Genomic DNA, 18,664 nt, shown 5'->3' on the forward strand with positions numbered 1-18,664 from the left:
CACGACAGGGCGGGCTCGACATCGAGGACAGCCACGCACCTGCCTCAGCTCACCGCGGCGAAATAGGCGGTGCGAACGGCGACAGTCGCGGGCGCGGGGAAGTCGGGTGCGCCGGATCCGAGTGGCCCGATCCTGACCTGCCAGGTGCTGGTCGAGGTGTCGATGGCGGTGCGGGCGGTGGACGGCTGGAGGACGACGTCGTTGCCGCCGTCGCAGGAGTAGGCGCCGACCAGGCCGTCGGAGCGGCCGCCCCAGGCGCCGCCGACGCGGATGCGGCAGTGGCGGCCGTCGGCGAGTTCGAGTGCCCACGGCTCGGGCGACGCGGTTTTGCCGATATCGGCGACCGGCGGGTCGACGGTGTACCGGCGCAGACCGCGCTGCCACGGATCGTTCGCGCACAGCAGGGATGCCTTGTCGGGAGCCGCCCAGCACACGTTGGCCGAGTCGGCGGAAGCACCGCATTCGTAGATGCCCGCGGTGGTGGCCGAGCGGCTCGGCGACATGTGGGAGCAGTCGAGGACGCCGACCGGAGTGGAGCCGGACACGGTGAAACCGTTGGACGGCTGACCCGCGGCGTCGACGGCGACCAGCGAGACGACGTCGGTCGCGACCGGCGGCTGTGGCGCGGTGGTGCCGGGGAGGCTGCTCGGTGCGCCCTGACCGGTCGGGCGAGGGCCCGGCGTCGTCGGAACGACGGTGATCACCGGCGACCGATCCGGCGCGGTCGTCGGACCGCCCGCACCGGGCAGTTCGGTGGCGGGCGCACCAGAACCCCAGGAGCCACCGCGAGCGGTCGTCGTCGCCGGTTGCGCGGTGCCGTCTTCGGTCGAGCACCCCGCGACCGACAACGCACACAGCATGCCCATCGAAACGATGTATCCGGCTGTCTTCATGCCACCACCCCTGCGTGCGAAGTTCGAGCCCTGTCTACTGCGCATCGGGTCGGTGGCCCGAATCGTTAACCGGCCGAATCGCTTCGGGCCTCACTCGCCGCGATCACTTTGCCTGCCAGCGAGCGGATCGCCGTGCTCTCCGCGTCGGTCATCCGGTCGACGAACACCTCCCGCACCAATTCGACATGCTCGGGTGCGGCCTCGCGCAACACCGTGCGGCCGGCCTCGGTCAGCGACACGACGATTCCGCGCGCGTCGTCCTCGGCCTGCACTCGATCGACGAGTCCGCGAGCGGCCATGCGGGCCACATGCTTGGACAACCGGGACTTGTCCCAGCAGACCTGGGCGGCCAGCTCCTTGGCCCGCAGGCATCCGTCGGGTGCCGCCGACAGCGGGACCAGCAGCTCGTAGTCGGCCATCGATAGTCCGTATTCGCCCAGACCCGCGGCCAGGACGGCGTCGAGTCGCTGACGCATGAGGATGTAGGACTGCCATGTCTGCTGCTCTTCTTCGGACAACCATCTGGGCACGGGAATGATTCTAGAACTCTGTTGGTTGACATGGAAACCAACAGCATGACGAAGCTCCCAGGAGGCACCCCATGCCAGCTATCACCGTCGACGACATCATGGTGCTGCCCCGGCTGCCCCGCCCCGATGTCACCGAGACCCAGCGCCCGGTTCGCCAGATCGTCACCGCCGCGCGCCAGCAGGAGGGCGCCGGCTTCGAGGTGACCCGGCCGTTCCCCAGCGTCGACCTACGCTCGGCCGACCCGTTCATCCTGCTCGACCAGATGGGCCCGGTCGCCTACGAGCCGTATGCGGCCAAGGGCGCGCCGTGGCACCCGCACCGTGGCTTCGAAACCGTCACCTACATGCTCGACGGCACCATGGTCCACCACGATTCCCAAGGTGGCGGCGGCGTCATCGGCGAGGGCGACACCCAGTGGATGACCGCGGGCTCGGGCATGCTGCACGACGAACTGCCCGAGGAGAAGCTCGTCATCTCCGGCGGCACGTTCCACGGAATCCAGCTGTGGGTGAACCTGCCGCGGGCGAACAAATTCGCCACCCCGCGCTACCAGGACCTGCGCGCGAGCGAACTGACCCTGGTGAGCTCGCACGACGGCGGCGCGCTCGTGCGCGTCATCGCCGGTGAGTTCGCCGGTTTCTCCGGCCCCGGCTCCACCTACACCCCGATCGCCTACGCGCACGCCTCGCTAGTCCCCGGCGCCCAGCTGGAGACGCCGTGGCCGAAGGACTTCACCGCGATGGCCTATGTGCTGTCGGGCAGCGGCACGGTCGGCGTCGATCGCAGGCCGATCAGCGCCGGGCAGCTGGTGGTCTTCGGCAAGGGCGACGCCCTCACCCTGACCGCCGATCTCACCCAGCACAGCACCACCGGCGATCTCGAGGTCCTGCTACTCGGCGGAACTCCGTTGCGCGAACCGGTGATTCAATACGGGCCGTTCGTGATGAACACTCGGGAGGAAATCATCGAGGCGATGGAGGATTTCAACGCGGGTCGCATGGGCACCATCCCGGCCGAACACCTGACCGGGCGCAGACTGGGTGAATAACCGACCGAGACTCCCGGCGAATCCTCGGGTCGCGTGCGGTTGACAATCGGTCGCCCCGTCACAAAGGTGGACGGGGCTACCGGCCACATCGTGGCCGTGACCACACCCGAACCGCAGCAGACATAGAGGAATTCATGAACGTTCGTCGGCTCACCGTCAGCCTTGCCGCCGTAGGGCTCGCCCTGATCGCCGCTCCCGTCTCCCACGCCGACCCGGTATCGGGCTCGGCGGGTACCGGTTCGTCCAGCTTCGACTCCATCCTCGGAGCGACCGGCTCGGCCAACCTGGTCCAGTCCGGTTCGGCCGGTGGCGCGTTCCGCAGCTGCGACGACGCGATGGCCGCAGGCCGCGCGCCGCTGTTCCGTGGCGAGCCGGGCTACTCCCCGCACCTCGACCCCGATGGCGACGGCCTGGCCTGCCCCACGCAGTAAAGCCACAAAAAACACCCGATGTGACTCGTTGGCACATCGGGTGTTTTTTGTTGTCCGGCCTGCTGATTCAGCTGCGGAAGATCTTGATCAGCACCAGGCCGGCCACCAGGGCGCCCGCTCCGATCAGCGTGTATTTGACCTTCGGCTCGTTCAACTTGGCGACCACCATCGTCTTGGTGTCTTCCGCGATCCGTTGCGGATCCGCGCGCACCGCCAGTTCGTCGAGCGTGGTCGCCAACCGGGTACGCGCGATCTCGATCTCGCGTTCGATCCGGTCGGTGTCGTCCTTGGCCACCGTCACCTCCAGGTATATGTCTTGCTGCTCGTCACCGAGTCTATCCATGCGCCTCGCGGACCCGGTCGGTTACCGTGCGGTGGTGACCGACAACCATCGCCTCTCCCCCGGAGACACCGCCCCCGAATTCACGCTGCCCGACGCCGACGGCAAGGACGTGTCGCTGTCGGATTACCGCGGCCGCAAGGTGATCGTCTACTTCTACCCCGCCGCCAGCACCCCCGGCTGCACCAAGCAGGCCTGCGACTTCCGCGACAATCTGGCCGAGCTGGGCGGCGCGGGCCTCGAGGTGCTCGGCATCTCTCCTGACAAGCCCGCCAAGCTGGCCAAGTTCCGCGACAACGAGAACCTGACCTTCCCGCTGCTCTCGGACCCCGAGCGCGAGGTGCTCAAAGAATGGGGCGCCTTCGGCGAGAAGATGATGTACGGCAAGACCGTGACGGGTGTGATCCGCTCGACGTTCGTGGTCGACGAGAAGGGCAAGATCGAGGTTGCCCAGTACAACGTCCGCGCCACCGGGCACGTCGCGAAGTTGCGCCGCGACCTGTCGGTCTAGTCGCCGAAGGTGGCGATGAAGACCTCGTAACCGTCGAGCAAACGGGCGAGGCCGAACTCGAAGTCGGCCCTCTCCCAGTCGATATCGTCATCGTCGAACGCGGCATGGGAGAGGGCGGCCGACACCGAGGGGAAGCGCTGCGGGTCGAGCACCCTGGCCATCACCGAGGCGAAGTCGCCGCCCTCTTCCTCCTGGAGATCCCGGAGGAACCGCCGTTTACCGACCACGAACATCGACACGTTCATCACCAGCTGGAGCTTGATCGGCTCCGGCACGGCCGCCTCGGCGAGAACCCGCAGCGCGGTTTCGAGCCAGGCCATGTTGTTCGGCCCCATCGGCGGCCTGCTCAGCGGGATGTCCAACCACCACAGATGACGGCCGAGCCGCTCGAACTCGGCCAGCGCCCACCGCTCGAGACCCACCCGCCACGGCGTTCCCGCGGCGATCTCGGGCGGGGCCCCCACCACGCGATCCATCAGCAGGTCGACCAGCGTGTTCTTGCTGTCGACGTACCGATACAGCGACATCGCGGTGAAGCCGAGCTGCTTGGCGACCCGATTCATCGACAGCGCCGCGAAACCCTCCGCATCGGCCACTTCGGTCGCGGCGTCGAGGATCTGATCCAGGGTGAGCCCGCGTTTGGGCCCCCTGCCGCCGGGTTGCTCGCGCCCCCACATCAGCTCGACCGCTTTCGGTAGCGCCATGTCGCCGGACGTCGTCATCTGCCTCCTCTGCTCGCCTCGACTCTAACCCGCGCGCCCTTGCGCTCAAGAACTGTTTAGCCTATAAACTGTGTTTATTACATAAACAGTTTCTCGATCGGGGAGAACTCATGACATCGCCACCACCGCCCGCACTCTCGATCCGCCGATTGCACAAGACCTACGGCTCCCATGTCGTCCTGGACGACCTCGACCTGGACATCACCGCGGGCACCGTCTTCGCCCTGCTCGGGCCCAACGGTGCGGGCAAGACCACGCTGGTCCGCATCCTGGCCACCCTCAGCAGGCCCGATCGCGGCGACGTCAGGCTCTTCGAACACGACCTGGCGCAAGCCCCCGATACGATCCGGCGCCTGATCGGCGTCACCGGTCAGTATGCCGCCGTCGACGGGGTACTCACCGGCGCCGAGAACCTGCGCCTCACCGGCAGGCTGCTGCACCTCGGCAAGGACGAGACCCGACGCCGTGGCGACGCACTCCTGGAACGCTTCGACCTGGTCGACGCCGCCGACAAGCCGGTCGCCTCCTACTCGGGCGGCATGCGGCGCAGGCTCGACCTCGCGATGAGCCTGATGGGTGAGCCACGCATGGTCTTCCTCGACGAACCCACCACCGGCCTCGACCCACGGAGCCGACGCGATCTGTGGTCCGCCATCAGGGAATTGGCGGCCGAGGGGACAACCATCCTGCTCACCACCCAGTACCTGGAGGAAGCCGATCAGCTCGCCGACCGGATCGCCGTACTCGACCACGGCCGGATCGTCGCCGATGGCACCCCGGCCGAACTCAAACGCCTCGTGCCGGGCGGCCACATCCGGTTCCGCTTCGCCGATCGCGGACTGCTGACCGCCGCGACCACCGCGCTCGACACCGCGACCGGCGCCCACCCCGATCCCGAACAGCTGACCCTGCAGGTGCCCTCGGACGGCAGCGCCGTCGAGATCAAGCGGCTACTCGACCGCCTCGCCGAACTCGATATCGCGATCGAGCAGCTCACTGTCCACACCCCCGACCTCGACGACGTGTTCTTCGCGTTGACCGGTCAGCCCGGACGAACCGAGGTCGCGGCATGAACGCCACGCGCACACTGCAGGATTCGGCCACCATGCTGGACCGCAATATCCGCCACACCCTGCGCAGCCCCGACACCATGATCATGACGGTCGTGCTGCCGGTGATGATCCTGCTGATGTTCGTATTCGTCTTCGGTGGCGCGATGGATGTGGGTCCCGGCGCCTACATCGACTACGTGGTACCCGGAATCATCCTGCTGTGTGCGAGTTTCGGGGCGTCCACCACGGCGCTCGCGCTGTCCACCGACGTGGCCGAGGGCATCATCGACCGGTTCCGCACCATGGCCATCGCGCGGTCGGCGGTACTCACCGGGCACGTCGCCGAGAGCGTGATCCGCAATCTGATCACCTCCGCGATCGTGATCGGGGTGGCGGTGATGCTCGGCTTCCGCCCGACCACCGACCCACTGCGCTGGCTGGGCGTTTTCGGTGTGCTGGCGATGTTCGTGTTCGCGCTGTCGTGGTTGGCGGCCGCGTTGGGCCTGCTCGCCCCGAACCCGGAGGCAGCCAACGGCTTCACCTTCGTGTTCATGTTCCTGCCCTATGTGAGTTCGGCGTTCGTGCCGACCTCGTCGATGCCGACGTGGCTGCACTGGTACGCCGAGAATCAGCCGGTGACCCCGGTGATCGAGACGCTGCGCGGGTTGTCGATGGGCACGCCGATCGGCAACAGCTGGGTACTCGCGGTGCTGTGGTGTGCCGGCATCGGGCTCGTCGGGTACATCGCGGCGGGGGCGCTGTTCCGTCGGCAGAGCAACGTCTGAGAACGACGAAGGGGGCAGCGCGTGCGCTGCCCCCTTCGTGGTGGAGACGATCAGTCGGCGGACGCCGTGTGCGGGCCCTGCGGCATGGGCGCCTGCGCGGGCTGCATCCCGAGCGGAATGCCGGTGCCGGGCAGGGTCGGTGCGGCGGCGGGAATCTGCGGAACCACGGGAACAGCGGGTTCGAGCGGAAGCGGGTCTTCCTGTGGCGCGTCCCCGTACAGCTGGGTCGGGTAGTCGAGCGGGAACTCGCCCGGGTTCACCAGTTGCGGATTCGGCGACACCGTTTCGTACGGCGACGTGGGCGATTCTTCCACCGGGCTCACCTGCAACCCGCTACCGGAACCCACACCGCCGCTCGACCCGGACTCCACCGAGGCGGCTTCATGTGTCTGGGGGGCTTGCGGAATGACCGGCGCCGACGCGGCACCGGGCTCCGACGACACGGCCGTGTTGTCGACCGCGGGCGGCCCGCTGTTGATCACCGCGTACGAACCACCCGCCACGAGCCCACCCGCGAGCACACTCGCCGCCGCGGCGACCATCGCCGTCCCACGCTTGGACCGCGACCCGCTCGAGATCGGCACCACGACGGTATCGCCGAGCGCGACCAGCGCGGCACCGGCGGCGGGCGCGAACGGCGCCAACCGGCACGGCAGCACCGGCACCCCGAATCCGGCGACCGCGTCGCGCACCGCGGGTGCGTCCGACGACGAGCCGATCAGCACCACCGCGGCCGGCTTCACCGACGCCGCCTCGAACTGATCCCACGCCGCCGACACCCCGGCGCGCAATGCGTCGGGTGTGGGTGCGCCGGTCTGCGAGTACGCGGCGAGCACACGGTGCCGACCCTGGTCGATCAGTGTCATCGCCTGGTAGCCCGGCACTGCCTCGTAGACGAGCAGATTGTCGAACTCGTCGAGCCAGGTCATCGCGCCCGCGACGAACAGATGCGACGATTTCGCCGAAACCAGCGAGGCCGTGCGCCATTGAGTCTCCGCCAGGCGGGTCACGATCGCGCGCCGTTCGACGGCGTCGCGGTAACTCACTGCCACCCCGGCGATCTCGTGCTCGTCGTCGAGCTCGGTCGCGATCGCGTCGAGGGCGGTGTGTACCGCTGCCGCCACTTCGGCCTTACCGTCTCCGTTGGCACGGACGGTGCGCCGCAGCAGCATCCGATCCGTGAGAGTGACGCCCGATTCGGCGAACGCCACCGCGTGCACGGCTCCCCGTTCGGTGCTGACGCCGAGGGTTACCACAGATCCTGCTGCCACAAGTCTTGCCTTCCCCTGTGCGAAACGGTGCGGGACGGGACCACGCAGGGTCCGTCACTTCGCGGTAGGTCTGGTGCGGCGTGAGCTGGCTAGCCGCGAATAAGCGTGCAGATAGACGCACACTTATCTGATGATTCGTCACCGGTCAGGGCATGGATGGGTCGGGATTTCAGCCAGTTGTTGACACGCTGTCGGTAGAGGCGTGTCGCGGATCTGTGTATACCGCTAGCCTGGATGGGTGGAAGTACACGCGCAGGCCCGGTCACCGCAGAGCCGTCCGGACCCTGCGCTGGAATTGCAGGACGACCCCCAGGAGTTGATGCCGCGCAAGCGGCCGACGCAGGAGCGCAGCAAGCGCAAATTCGACGCGCTGCTGGCGTCCTCGCGCGAGTTGCTGGTCGAGGTGGGTTTCGAGTCGTTCACCTGTGAAGAGGTCGCCCAGCGCGCCGAGGTGCCCATCGGCACGCTGTATCAGTTCTTCGCCAACAAGTACGTGATCGTCTGTGAACTCAATCGGCAAGACCTGGTTGCGGTTTCCCGCGAGCTGGCCGACTTCCACGGTGAAGTGCCCTCACTGGACTGGTTGCGGCACATGAACCAGTTCGTCGACCACATGGCGAACCTGTGGACCACCGACCCGTCACGGCGCGAAGTGTGGCTGGCGATGCAGTCGACCCCGTCCACACGCGCGACAGGCGCGTTGCACGAAAAGGAATTCGCCGCGGTCGTCTCGCAGATGCTGCGGCCGCTGACACCGCGCACCCCGCGCGCCCGGCGCACGATGATGGCCGAAGTGCTGGTGCACGTCGTGTATTCGATGCTGAATTTCTCGGTACAGGAAAACCAGTCGAATACCGACGCGGTCGCCGAACTCAAGCGCCTCATGGTGGCGTATCTACTGGTGGCGGAAAAAGAATCGCGAACCGCCGAGGAACACTAGCGGTTCGCGATTTCTAGCCCCGGCCGTCGATCAGATCGGCCAGTTCGCCCGGGTCTTCCAGCACCACCATCGCCGCGGCGGTATCACCGTCATGGGTCAGGGAGAGGTGCACTCGGACGCGGGGCAGGAATTCCGCGGCGAGGCCGTGGAGTTTGATGCTGGGCCTGCCCCACGCGTCGTTGACGACTTCGATGAGCGGATACGGGTTGTCGCCGATCTGCGGACTGCGGGCGAAACGAGACGATGCCCAAGCTTTGAGCACCGCCTCCTTCGCGGCCCAGCGTGCGGCGAAGCTGCGGTCCGGGTCGGTCTGCTTGCTCTGGCAGTAGCGACGCTCACCAGCGGTGAATGTCTCCCTGAGCATGGTCGACCCGGGCCGTTGCAACTGTTCGGCGAACTCGGAGATGGTCACCAAGTCCAAGCCGATACCGAGAATCGTCACAAAGCGGCAGCCTACGACGCTTCGGTCGGCTGCGGGGTGATTTGCCCGGTGCCGCAACCCCATCCGCTCGCGCTGTAGACGCCGTCGCTGTCCAGACGCGCCTGCGGCGAGAGCAACATGTCGGCCTCGAGCTGACGGATCTGCTTGGCCGGCGTGCCGTCGGCGCCCAGTCGACGATCAGCGGGCTTCTCGTACAGCGCCGACCCGCCGCACATGGCCTCGGCGAACCGCTGCCTGCCCGCGAGCTGACGCGTCTGCGCCCGCTCCTGGTACTCCGCCCGCGCGGCCGGTTCGATGGCGGCCAGGAACGCCTGCGGATGCACCACCGCGAGCAGACCGGACACGTGACCGAAGCCGAGCGAGGTCACCAGACCCGCCTTCAGCGCGAACTTCTCACCGAAGCGCAGCGGCTCGCGCGCCCACACCAGGTGCGGGTAGCCCGCCATCTTCTCGTCGACGCAGTCCAGGCTCCGGTTCGGCGGCACCACACCGTTTTCCAGCACCTGGCACAGGCCGATGAGCTGGAACGCCGCCGCGCCGCCCTTGGCATGTCCGGTGAGGCTCTTCTGCGAGACCACGAACAGCGGTGCGCCCTCGGTACGACCCAGCGCGCCCGCCAGCCGCTCGTGCAGCTCCGACTCGTTGGGGTCGTTGGCCGCGGTGGAGGTGTCGTGCTTGGAGATCACCGCGATGTCGTCGGGGGTCACACCGAGCTTGCGCAGTTCGGCCGCCAGTCGCGACTCGCTGCCGCCGCGCCCCGCACCCAATGCGCCGAGACCCGGCGCCGGGATGGAGGTGTGCACGCCGTCGGCGAAGGACTGGGCGAAGGCGACGACGCCGAGCACCGGCAGACCCATCTGCACGGCCACGTCACCACGGGCCAGCAGCACGGTGCCGCCACCCTGCGATTCCACGAACCCGCCGCGGCGGCGATCGTTGGCGCGGGAGAAGTAGCGGTCGCTGATTCCCTTGGCGCGCATGCTCGCCGAGTCGGCGGTGGCCGACATGTCACCGAAGCCGACGATGCCTTCGATACCCAGGTCGTCGAAGCCACCGGCGACCACGACCTCGGCCTTGCCGAGCCGGATCTTGTCGACGCCTTCCTCGACCGAGACCGCCGCCGTGGCGCACGCCGCGACCGGATGCACCATGGCGCCGTAGCTGCCGACGTAGGACTGCACCACGTGCGCCAGGGCGACGTTGGGCAGTGCTTCCTGGAGGATGTCGTTCGGGCGCGGTTCGCCGAGCAGGTTGTCGACGTAGAGCGAGCGCATCGAGGACATGCCGCCCATGCCGGTGCCCTGGGTGTTGGCCACCAGGCTCGGGTGCACCCAGCTCATCAGCTCGTCGGGGCTGAAGCCCGCGCCGACGAACGCGTCGACGGTGCAGACGATGTTCCACAGCGCGACCCGGTCGATCGAAGCGGCCATGTCGGCCGAGACGCCCCAGATGGTGGGATCCCAGCCGGTCGGGATCTGACCGCCGACCACACGCGACAGCTTCGCCTTGCGCGGCACCCGGATCTCGGTGCCCGCCTGACGAGTCACGGTCCAGTCGCTGGAGTCGGTGACCGGCGCGATGACGGTGTGCTCGGGATCGGCGGTGTGGAAGGCGCGTGCCTCCGCCTCGCCGGCGACGGTGAACGACAGGTCCTGATCGAGGAACACCGAGGTGAGCAGCGGGGCCGCGTTGTCGAGCATCGCGCCGTCGTCTTCGTAGCGGCGCACACCGCAGCGTTCGACCACGGTGTCGTGGTAGCGCTGCGCGACCTCCGATTCCGGCACGAAGTCGCCGGATTCGGTGTCGTACCAGCCGGGCTTCGGTTCGTTCTCCCAGCGGATCAGACCGGTGGTCCAGGCCAGCTCGAGCACGCCGGCGGCCGACAGCTCGTCTTCGACCTCCATCTCGAAGCGGGTGCGCGAGGAGCCGTACGGCCCGAGCTCACCGGCGCCGACGATCACGACCATGTCGCTCAGCTCCGCGGTGACCGGGGCCCATTCCGGCACCGGCAGTGCCGAACTCAGGGTCGGCGGGGCGGGCAGTGCGGCGATCGTCGCGACGGTGGCGGCTTCTTCGACCTTCTCGGCCGCGGCCTCCTGCGCCTGCTTGGCGAGCGCGGGCAGGTCGAGCTTGGCACGCGCCAGACCACCGGTGAGGTCGATCTGCTGCGGGCCGGTGATGGTCACCTGGCGGGCACGCGAGGTGCACCACTTGAGCAGTTCGTCGGCCATCTCGTCGGTCGACCAGGTGTGCACACCCGCCTTCTCGACGGCTTCGACCATGGGGTCGTTGTGGCCCATCAGCCCGGTGCCGCGCACCCAGCCGATCAGCGCGTGCACCAGGGTGACGCGTTCGGCCCAGGACTTCTCGGCCTTCCACTTCAAGACCACCGCGTCGAGGGCGGCCTTGGACTCGCCGTACGCGCCGTCGCCGCCGAACAGACCACGGTTGGGCGAACCCGGCAGCACCACATGCAGTTTCGCGTCGACGTCGTGGTCGGCGCCGAGGGCGGACAGGCCGCCGATCAGCCGTTCCACCGACCACAGCAGCACGCGCATTTCCATTTCGGCCCGAGCGCCCGCGTCGGCGAGGTCACCGGCGACGCGCGGCGCCGCGAACGGCAGCAGCATCGTCGGGGTCATCGCGTCCTTGATCTTGATCTTGGCGCCGCCCGCGTTGTCGACCTGTTCGGTGCCGACCCAGTCGATCAGCGCGTCGAGGTCCTGGTAGGAGGCCATGTTGGCCGGGACCACCCACAGCGCCGCACCGTGGCGGGCGTTGTCGCGGTAGAGCGAGCGGTAGAACCGCAGCCGCTCGTCGTTGAGACCCGACGTGGTGACCACCACGGTCGCGCCGCCGGACAGCAGCTTGCCGGTGACCGCTGCCGCGATGGAACCCTTGCTGGCGCCGGTGATCACGGCGAGGTCGTCGGACCACAGACCTGGCTCGGTGGTGTCGAGCGCGGTCTTCGCGATCTGCGCGTACACCCCGGCCAGCACCGAACGGGCCTCGTGCATGGCCCGCTGCCGCCACCAGTTCGCCTGGGCGGCCACGGCTTCACCGGCGCCGGCGAATCCGTCGATCGACTGTTCCGCGGTGGTGGCGTCGTCGCCGAGCCACATCTTCGCGAGATCCTCGCGGGCGGTGGCCCACCGGTCGTCGATGAGAACGGCCTTGCGGGCGTCGAACGCGGGCGCGACCAGACGCGGCCAGTCCGAACCCAATTCAGCCGAGACGAGGTCCGCGAGAGTGTCGTCAGTCGCCTCGGGAGCGCTGATCTTCTCGCTGAGGCCGAGTTGTTCGAGTACCACCCGCGCCGCGGTGGCGAGCACGCCGTCGCGTCCGGTGATCTGCTCGGTGAACTCGCCGAGCGCCGCCGCGTCGACGGTGCCGCCTGCCGCGCCACCCGCCGAGGGCATCGAGACCGAGACACCGCGCCGAGCCGCCACGGCCTGCACGGCCGCGTCGATGGCGGCGTCGACCGATGCGGCGTCACCGAGCGCACCACCGGCGAGACCGCCGAGGTCACCACCGCGCACGCTGGCGCCTTCGCGGGTGCCGAGCGAGACCTCCGCGGTGACGTGGCTGGCCCAGCCGTCGCCGAGTTCCCAGACCTTCTTGACCCGGTCGGCGATGGCGGCGGGCCGCTTGCCCGACGGGCCGAAGACCTTGCGCAGGTGGTCGCCGATGGAGTCGGTGAGCACGCTGCCGAACGGCTTGTAGGTGCGGGCCAGGCGTTCGACCGTGGCCGCCAGCGCGCCCATGTCGGCGTCGGCGGCACCGTCGATGGCACCGAGGGACAGTTCGGCGCCGAGGTCGACGAGCAGCTGGTTGCGGCGCGAGGAGACACCGTCGCACAGGCCTTCGATGGTGTCGACCGGGCCGATCTGGTCCATCCGCAGCTTCGTCCACAGCGCGATGAGCACACGGGTGGCGTCGGCGGCGCTGAAGGCGATGTCGTCGGGGCGCGGGCCGCCGGTCGCCACCGGAGCGGCGGCGACGACGGGTGCCGCCGTGGCCGGTGCGGCCGCGGCTTCGACCGGGGTCTCGTCGATGTCGTCGACCGGGGCCGGATCGGTATCGGTGGAGTAGACGACCGCGGCGTCACGTTCGACGTTGACGACCTCCACGGTCGCCCCGCCGAACGCGGGCAGCTTCAGCGTCTGCGAGGCCAGGTTCGCCACCGTCGGGGTGGCGCCGAGGCCGATTTCGACGAAGCGCTCGACCCCGAGACCGCCGTGCGCGGTGTCGGTGAACAGCAGATCCTGGGTCTCGATCCAGCGCACCGGGCTGGCGAACTGCCAGGCCAGCAGCTCGATCAGCACCACCCGGCACAGCTCGGCATCGCGCGTGGCCCAGCTGTCGAAGTCGGCCAGCACGGCTACGAGCGGCTCCGAGGGCACGAGTTCGGCGATCTCGGCGAGGAACGCGCGATCCAGGGAGAACGGGCGTGGCACCAGGTTCGGAATGTAGCGTCCGACCAGGACTTCCGGGTGCACCTCGGCGGGCAGCAGCTGCTCGAGCTTGTGCCGGAACTCCGGCACACCGTCGCGCAGCACCGAGGAGTGGAACGGCACGTCGATGCCGGGCACCAGGATGAAGGCCCGCTTGCCACCGAATTCCGCACGGCGGCGATCGATTTCGGTCTCGAGCGCTTCGAGCCCGGCGACCGTGCCCGCGATGGCGTACTGCGAGCCGCGCAGGTTCAGGTTCACCACCTCGAGGAACTCGCCGGTCTCGGCGCCGATGCCGTTGACGAAGTCGATCACCTCGGCGTCGGGCAGGCCGATCTGCGACGGGCGGATGGCGGCCATCCGATAGTCACTGCGGCCCTTGGCATCACGCGGTACCAGCTCGTGCATGGCCGAGCCACGCTGGAACACCACCTCGAGCACGGCCTCCAGCGGCAGCACACCGGCGACGGCGGCGAGGGCGTTGTACTCGCCGACCGAGTGACCGGCCAGCATCGCGCCTTCGACGAACGCGCCCGCTTCCCGCAGTTCGGCGACCTGGGCGACACCGAGGGTGGCCATGGCGACCTGGGTGAACTGGGTCAGGTGCAGCACGCCGTCCGGGTGCCGATGTTCGACACCGCGCGCCTTGAGGTAGGTCGGGTTGTCGCGCACCACCGCCAGGATCGAGAAACCGAGGGCTTCGCGGGTGTGCGCGTCGGCACGCTCCCACACCCGCTTGGCCGCCTTCGAGCGGGTCAGCGCGTCCAGGCCCATCCCCTTGCGCTGGATGCCCTGGCCCGGGAAGGCGTACACGGTCTTCGGGGCGGCGGTGCGCCCGGTCGCGGTCATGACCAGGTCACCGTCGACGCGGCAGGAGACCTCGACGATCTCGGCGCCCGCGTCCACCGCGATCCGCTCCACCCGCACGTCCACGGTCGCGCCGGGGCGCACCATGCCGAGGAACCGGGTGGTCCATGCCGTGAGAGTGCGTGCGGGAACGGAGCTTTCGGGATCCACGGCGACCACCGCGTGCTGGGCAGCGGCGGAGAGCCACATGCCGTGCACGATCGGGCTGCCGAGGCCGGCCAGCTTGGCGGCGGCCTCGGAGGTGTGGATCGGGTTGTGGTCACCGGAGACCGCGGCGAAGGCGTGCATGGCGCGCGGGGCGGCCATCTGCACGTCGCGGCGACGGCGGCGCGGGGTGTCGGTGGCGGTGTCGGACACCGCACCGGCCGCACGCGGCGGATCGGTGAGCTCGCCCGCGCCGTTGCGGCCGCGGATGGCGAAGCGTTCGACGAGGCGGGCCAGCGGGGTGGCGTCGAGTCCCTGATCCAGGATCAGGCCGATGTTCACCACGACCTCGACCACGCGGCCCATGTCGGTGTCGACCACCGCGCCGCCTTCGGCGCGAACGACAAGAATGCTTGTCTCGGAGGGCAATTCGTTCAGCAGTTCGACCTGGTGATCGAGGTGGACCAGGTCGAGCATGCCCTCGATGACGCAGCCACCGACCGGGGTGCGAGCCGCACCGAGCACCGCGAAGACCGCGGGCCAGCAGGCGCCGACGAGCACATCGGGGGCGGTGCGACCGAGGGTGCTGAGGGTGTCGGGCAGGCCGGAGCCGGTGACACCGGCGTGGTCGGCGATCAGGTCCGGCATCCACGCCAGATTGAGGTGCGCCACACCGGCTTTCACCTCGGGCAGCGACTTTCCGGCGGCAACGCCGAGCAGTGCCGACATCGCGGTTTCGGCGTCGGCGTCGGTGATCACCGGCGCGCCACCGGAGTACACGCTCGCCGGCACGGTGATGCGGATCCGCACGGAGTCGCGGGCCAGCGGCACCGAAAGCTCCACGTAGCTGAATTCGCTTTCGGGCCCGGTGGTTTCGGTCAGCGTGGCACCGGTGCTCTGATGCACCGCGCTCCCCTGCTCGACGGTCCACTCCGAGACGTCACCCAGGCGGTGCACCGGGTTGACGGTGGTGCGACCGGCCCACTGCACATCGGGGGCGGCAAGCACGGTGTCGATCGCTCCCGCCACCACACCGGCGACGCGACGCGCGTCCACCGGCTCGGGGACGACACCGGCCCTGACCAGGCTGTACGCGGTGTCCTGTTCGAAGCGGTCGAGCAGCTCGCCGACCGGCTCGTCCACGCGGGTGATGCCCGCGACAGCGACGGTGCCGGGGATGACGCACACCTGATCGGCCGAGTAGCGCGGATCATGGGCCTGCCACAGCGAGTCCGAACGCCACCAGCGGCGCACATCGGCGTCGACGACGGGCACGAAGTTCACCGGCTTGCCCGGTGTCTTGCACAGGGAAACGAAGAACGGCACGTCGGCCGGGTGCAGCACGGTGTCCGCGACGGTCGGGTACTGCTTCTTCAGCTCGCACAACGCCTGCACGGGGTGCTCGAAGGCGTCGTCGTCGGCGAACAGGGTTTCGATCTCGCCGCTGTCGGCCGGGTTGAGCCGGGATTCGGTGCGGCGCATCATCTCCGCGAACCGGTCGCGCCAGCTGATGTCGAGCCAGTCCGAGCGGGTCGCGTCGCGGATCGCGTCACCGATATCGCTGCCGCAGTCGAACGAGATCGGCACCTCGCTCGACACAGCCAGCGAGACGTAGCGTTCCAGCCACTGCTGGTAGGTCATGGTGGCGATGTCGCCGAAGTAGGGCTTGGCGGTGGCGTCGAGCGCCGCGATGATCTCGGCGCGACGGCTCGCCACGGCCTCGGCATCGCCCGCGACCTCGTCGAGCAGGCGACCGGTGCGCGAGGCGGCGTTGTCGATCTCGTGGATGTCGGCGCCCAGCTGGCTGCGCCCGGAGGCCATCCCGCCGCTGGCGGTGCCCGCACCGACCCAATCGGGGGTGCCGGGGGTATCGACCAGCAGCTGCTTCACCGCGGGGGCGGTGGTGGCTTCCAGGGTCGCCATGGCCGCGGTGCCGACGAGCACACCGTCGAGGGGCATCAGCGGGTAGCCGTGGCCGGTGGACCAGGTGCCGGTGAGGTAGTCGGTGGCGCGTTCGGGGGTGCCGATGCCGCCGCCGACGCAGATCACCACATTGGCCTGGCTGCGCAGCTGGGCATAGGTCGCCAGCAGCAGGTCGTCGAGGTCTTCCCAGGAGTGGTGCCCGCCCGCCTTGCCGCCTTCGATGTGCATGATCACCGGGTAGTCCGGGACAGCGTCGGCGATGCGCAGCACGGCCTTGATCTGGGCGACGGTGCCCGGCTTGAACGCGACGTGGCTGATGCCGGCCTCGGACAGCTCGCCGATCAGCGCGACGGCCTCGTCGAGTTCGGGGATGCCCGCGGTGACGATCACGCCGTCGATCGGCGCACCCGCGGCCCGCGCCTTCTGCACCAGGCGCTTGCCGCCGAGCTGCAGCTTCCACAGGTAGGGGTCGAGGAACAGCGAGTTGAACTGCACCGCGCGGCCCGGTTGCAGCAGCTGACGCAGCTCGCTCACCCGGTCGGCGAAGATCTGCTCGGTGACCTGTCCGCCGCCGGCCAGCTCGGCCCAGTGGCCAGCGTTGGCCGCGGCCGCGACGATTTTCGCGTCGACGGTGGTCGGGGTCATGCCTGCCAGCAGGATCGGCGAGCGACCGGTGAGCTTGGTGAACGCGGTCTCGACGACGATGCGGCCGTTGGGCAGACGCACCGGCTTCGGCGCGAACGCCGACCACGGCGTCGACGCCTCGGGCGCGGCGCCCGGGGTGAGCAGGCTGCGCTGACCGGCGCGGGTGGCGGCGGCGACCACACCGACACCGGTGCCCTTGAGCGAGCCGCCGGTCACCCGCGAGAGCAGGTCGCCGGGCCCCAGGTCCAGGATCCACTGCGCGCCCGCGTCGACCACGGCGTCGACGGTGGCGACCCAGTCGATCGGGTCGACGAGCACCTGCTGGGTCAGAGCGGCGGCGAGGTCGGCGTCGATCTCGCACTGACGGGCCCAGCCCGCGACCAGTTCGACCGTCTCGGCGAGTGCCGGGTGGTGGAAGGCGACGTCGACGGCGATGTCCTCGAACACGGGCGCGAAGACCGCACCACCGCGGGCCTTGCTCTCGCGCTCACGGGTCTGCTCGTCGTGCAGCTGCGCGCAACGCGTGCGCACTCGATCGATCTGCGCGGGCGCACCCGAGAGCACGACGCGCTTGCGCCCGTTGCGGATCGACACGACCGCGGCGACCGCGGGGTCGACTCCTTCGGCCACCTCGGCGACGATCGCCCGCAGCTGTTCGGGATCCACGTTCGACACCGCCACCATCGGCGAGCGCTCGCCCACCGGCATCAGTCCGCGCCTGCGCGCGACGAGCCCGGCAGCGGCGCCGACGAGCTGGGCGATGGCCAGCAGCTCCGCGTCACGCGTGCCGCCCGCTTCGACCGCGGCGGCGGCGAACAGCCCCTGCGAGTGTCCGACGATGGCGACGGGAGCGTGCTCGACCGGGTCAAGGCCCTGCAAGCGCAATGCCCTGGTCGCGGCGAGCTGGGCCAGCAGTACGCCGGGCATGGACACAGCCACCGAGCGCAGCACCGCGTCCGAGGGCGCCGAGGACGGCTCCTCCGGCTCGTCGAGCTCGCTCTCGAGCACCCAGCCCATCGGGTCGAAACCGCCGGGGCGCACCACCAGCAACTGCGTCGCAACCGGCTCGAGCAGCACGGCCGCGTCGTTGACCAGCGCGGTCAGCTCGGGCTCCAGCGCGCTGTCGCGCCCGATCTCCTCGAGCTCGCGCAGCCACTGCGCACCCTGTCCACCGAACGCCAACGCGTATCCCGCCCCGTTGCGCAGCTGCTCCAGCAGCGCCGCGCGGACACCTCTCGCCTGGCCACGACCATTGGCGCTCGCGGTCGCTCCCATGCCGATTTCGGTGCTCTCGTTGATCGTCAAGACGCTCGACTTCCTTCTCCTGGCGTGTCGCCCACCGACGGCACGCACACGTTTCCGGCAGCCCCTCGGGCCTGTTGAGAGCCACAATCGCACAAAATCATGAGGAAAGCCTCACGTTTCCGGCCCGGTAGCGGGCTACTCCCCAGTATTTCTGTACGCCCGTACCGAAATCTTCTGAAACATGACGCAGCCTCATGTTTGAACGCGCAGGTCCGGCCTGTTACCCGAGTTCTCAAACATGAGTGCCCCTCACATTGAGAGTTACCGAATCGTTATAACCCCAGGTCGTGTTACCCACGAGTACGCCACGCCGCCCCAACGCTTCGCGAAGCCCGATTCGCCCGGTAGAGTTTGGACGGT

The 18,664-nt window shown here is 69.0% G+C and carries 13 protein-coding genes; 6 read left to right on the forward strand and 7 right to left on the reverse strand.

What is annotated here, in order from left to right:
- Nucleotides 1-44: 44 nt before the first annotated feature.
- Together ACFQ9R_RS27940 and ACFQ9R_RS27945 are read right to left on the reverse strand one after the other, a co-directional pair.
- Complete coding sequence (locus tag ACFQ9R_RS27940) at nucleotides 45-893, reverse strand: hypothetical protein (protein WP_378994546.1); 849 nt, start codon at nucleotides 891-893, stop codon at nucleotides 45-47.
- Nucleotides 894-958: 65 nt separating this feature from the next.
- The gene (locus ACFQ9R_RS27945) at nucleotides 959-1,423 is read right to left on the reverse strand and encodes a MarR family winged helix-turn-helix transcriptional regulator (protein ID WP_378994548.1); all 465 of its coding nucleotides are present in this window, start codon (nucleotides 1,421-1,423) and stop codon (nucleotides 959-961) included.
- 71 nt (nucleotides 1,424-1,494) lie between these two features.
- Between ACFQ9R_RS27945 and ACFQ9R_RS27950 the strand changes: the two genes are divergently transcribed.
- On the forward strand, nucleotides 1,495-2,472 hold the full coding sequence (locus ACFQ9R_RS27950) for a pirin family protein (protein WP_378629850.1): 978 nt from the start codon (nucleotides 1,495-1,497) through the stop codon (nucleotides 2,470-2,472).
- 134 nt (nucleotides 2,473-2,606) lie between these two features.
- Nucleotides 2,607-2,903, forward strand: a complete 297-nt coding sequence (locus ACFQ9R_RS27955; RefSeq protein WP_378629849.1) for an excalibur calcium-binding domain-containing protein — start codon at nucleotides 2,607-2,609, stop codon at nucleotides 2,901-2,903.
- A gap of 67 nt (nucleotides 2,904-2,970) precedes the next feature.
- Here the strand turns inward: ACFQ9R_RS27955 and ACFQ9R_RS27960 are convergent, their stop codons facing one another.
- A complete protein-coding gene (locus ACFQ9R_RS27960; protein ID WP_378994550.1) occupies nucleotides 2,971-3,246 on the reverse strand; it encodes a DUF3618 domain-containing protein in 276 nt (91 codons plus the stop codon).
- Between the two features lie 34 nt (nucleotides 3,247-3,280).
- Between ACFQ9R_RS27960 and bcp the strand changes: the two genes are divergently transcribed.
- A complete protein-coding gene (gene bcp, locus ACFQ9R_RS27965) occupies nucleotides 3,281-3,754 on the forward strand; it encodes a thioredoxin-dependent thiol peroxidase (protein WP_378994552.1) in 474 nt (157 codons plus the stop codon).
- On the opposite strand, the gene ACFQ9R_RS27970 is transcribed toward bcp, so the two are convergent.
- Nucleotides 3,751-4,476, reverse strand: a complete 726-nt coding sequence (locus ACFQ9R_RS27970) for a TetR/AcrR family transcriptional regulator (protein WP_378994554.1) — start codon at nucleotides 4,474-4,476, stop codon at nucleotides 3,751-3,753. The genes bcp and ACFQ9R_RS27970 overlap by 4 nt on opposite strands.
- Before the next feature lie 110 nt (nucleotides 4,477-4,586).
- Between ACFQ9R_RS27970 and ACFQ9R_RS27975 the strand changes: the two genes are divergently transcribed.
- Together ACFQ9R_RS27975 and ACFQ9R_RS27980 are read left to right on the forward strand one after the other, a co-directional pair.
- On the forward strand, nucleotides 4,587-5,549 hold the full coding sequence (locus ACFQ9R_RS27975; protein WP_378994556.1) for an ATP-binding cassette domain-containing protein: 963 nt from the start codon (nucleotides 4,587-4,589) through the stop codon (nucleotides 5,547-5,549).
- A complete protein-coding gene (locus tag ACFQ9R_RS27980) occupies nucleotides 5,546-6,313 on the forward strand; it encodes an ABC transporter permease (protein ID WP_378994558.1) in 768 nt (255 codons plus the stop codon). The genes ACFQ9R_RS27975 and ACFQ9R_RS27980 overlap by 4 nt, the downstream gene beginning before the upstream one ends.
- 50 nt (nucleotides 6,314-6,363) lie before the next feature.
- Here the strand turns inward: ACFQ9R_RS27980 and ACFQ9R_RS27985 are convergent, their stop codons facing one another.
- Complete coding sequence (locus ACFQ9R_RS27985) at nucleotides 6,364-7,584, reverse strand: hypothetical protein (protein WP_378994560.1); 1,221 nt, start codon at nucleotides 7,582-7,584, stop codon at nucleotides 6,364-6,366.
- A 319-nt stretch (nucleotides 7,585-7,903) separates the two neighbouring features.
- Between ACFQ9R_RS27985 and ACFQ9R_RS27990 the strand changes: the two genes are divergently transcribed.
- On the forward strand, nucleotides 7,904-8,524 hold the full coding sequence (locus ACFQ9R_RS27990) for a TetR family transcriptional regulator (RefSeq protein WP_378994773.1): 621 nt from the start codon (nucleotides 7,904-7,906) through the stop codon (nucleotides 8,522-8,524).
- A 13-nt stretch (nucleotides 8,525-8,537) separates the two neighbouring features.
- Here ACFQ9R_RS27990 and ACFQ9R_RS27995 read toward each other — a convergent pair whose 3' ends face one another.
- Nucleotides 8,538-8,966, reverse strand: coding sequence for a holo-ACP synthase (locus tag ACFQ9R_RS27995; RefSeq protein WP_378994563.1), 429 nt, complete (start codon nucleotides 8,964-8,966; stop codon nucleotides 8,538-8,540).
- Between the two features lie 11 nt (nucleotides 8,967-8,977).
- Entirely contained in the window at nucleotides 8,978-18,304 is a 9,327-nt protein-coding gene (locus ACFQ9R_RS28000) for a fatty acid synthase subunit beta domain-containing protein (RefSeq protein ID WP_378994565.1), read from the reverse strand.
- Between the last annotated feature and the right edge of the window lie 360 nt (nucleotides 18,305-18,664).

It is taken from the genome of Nocardia sp. NPDC056541, assembly GCF_042794235.1.
Taxonomy (GTDB): domain Bacteria; phylum Actinomycetota; class Actinomycetes; order Mycobacteriales; family Mycobacteriaceae; genus Nocardia.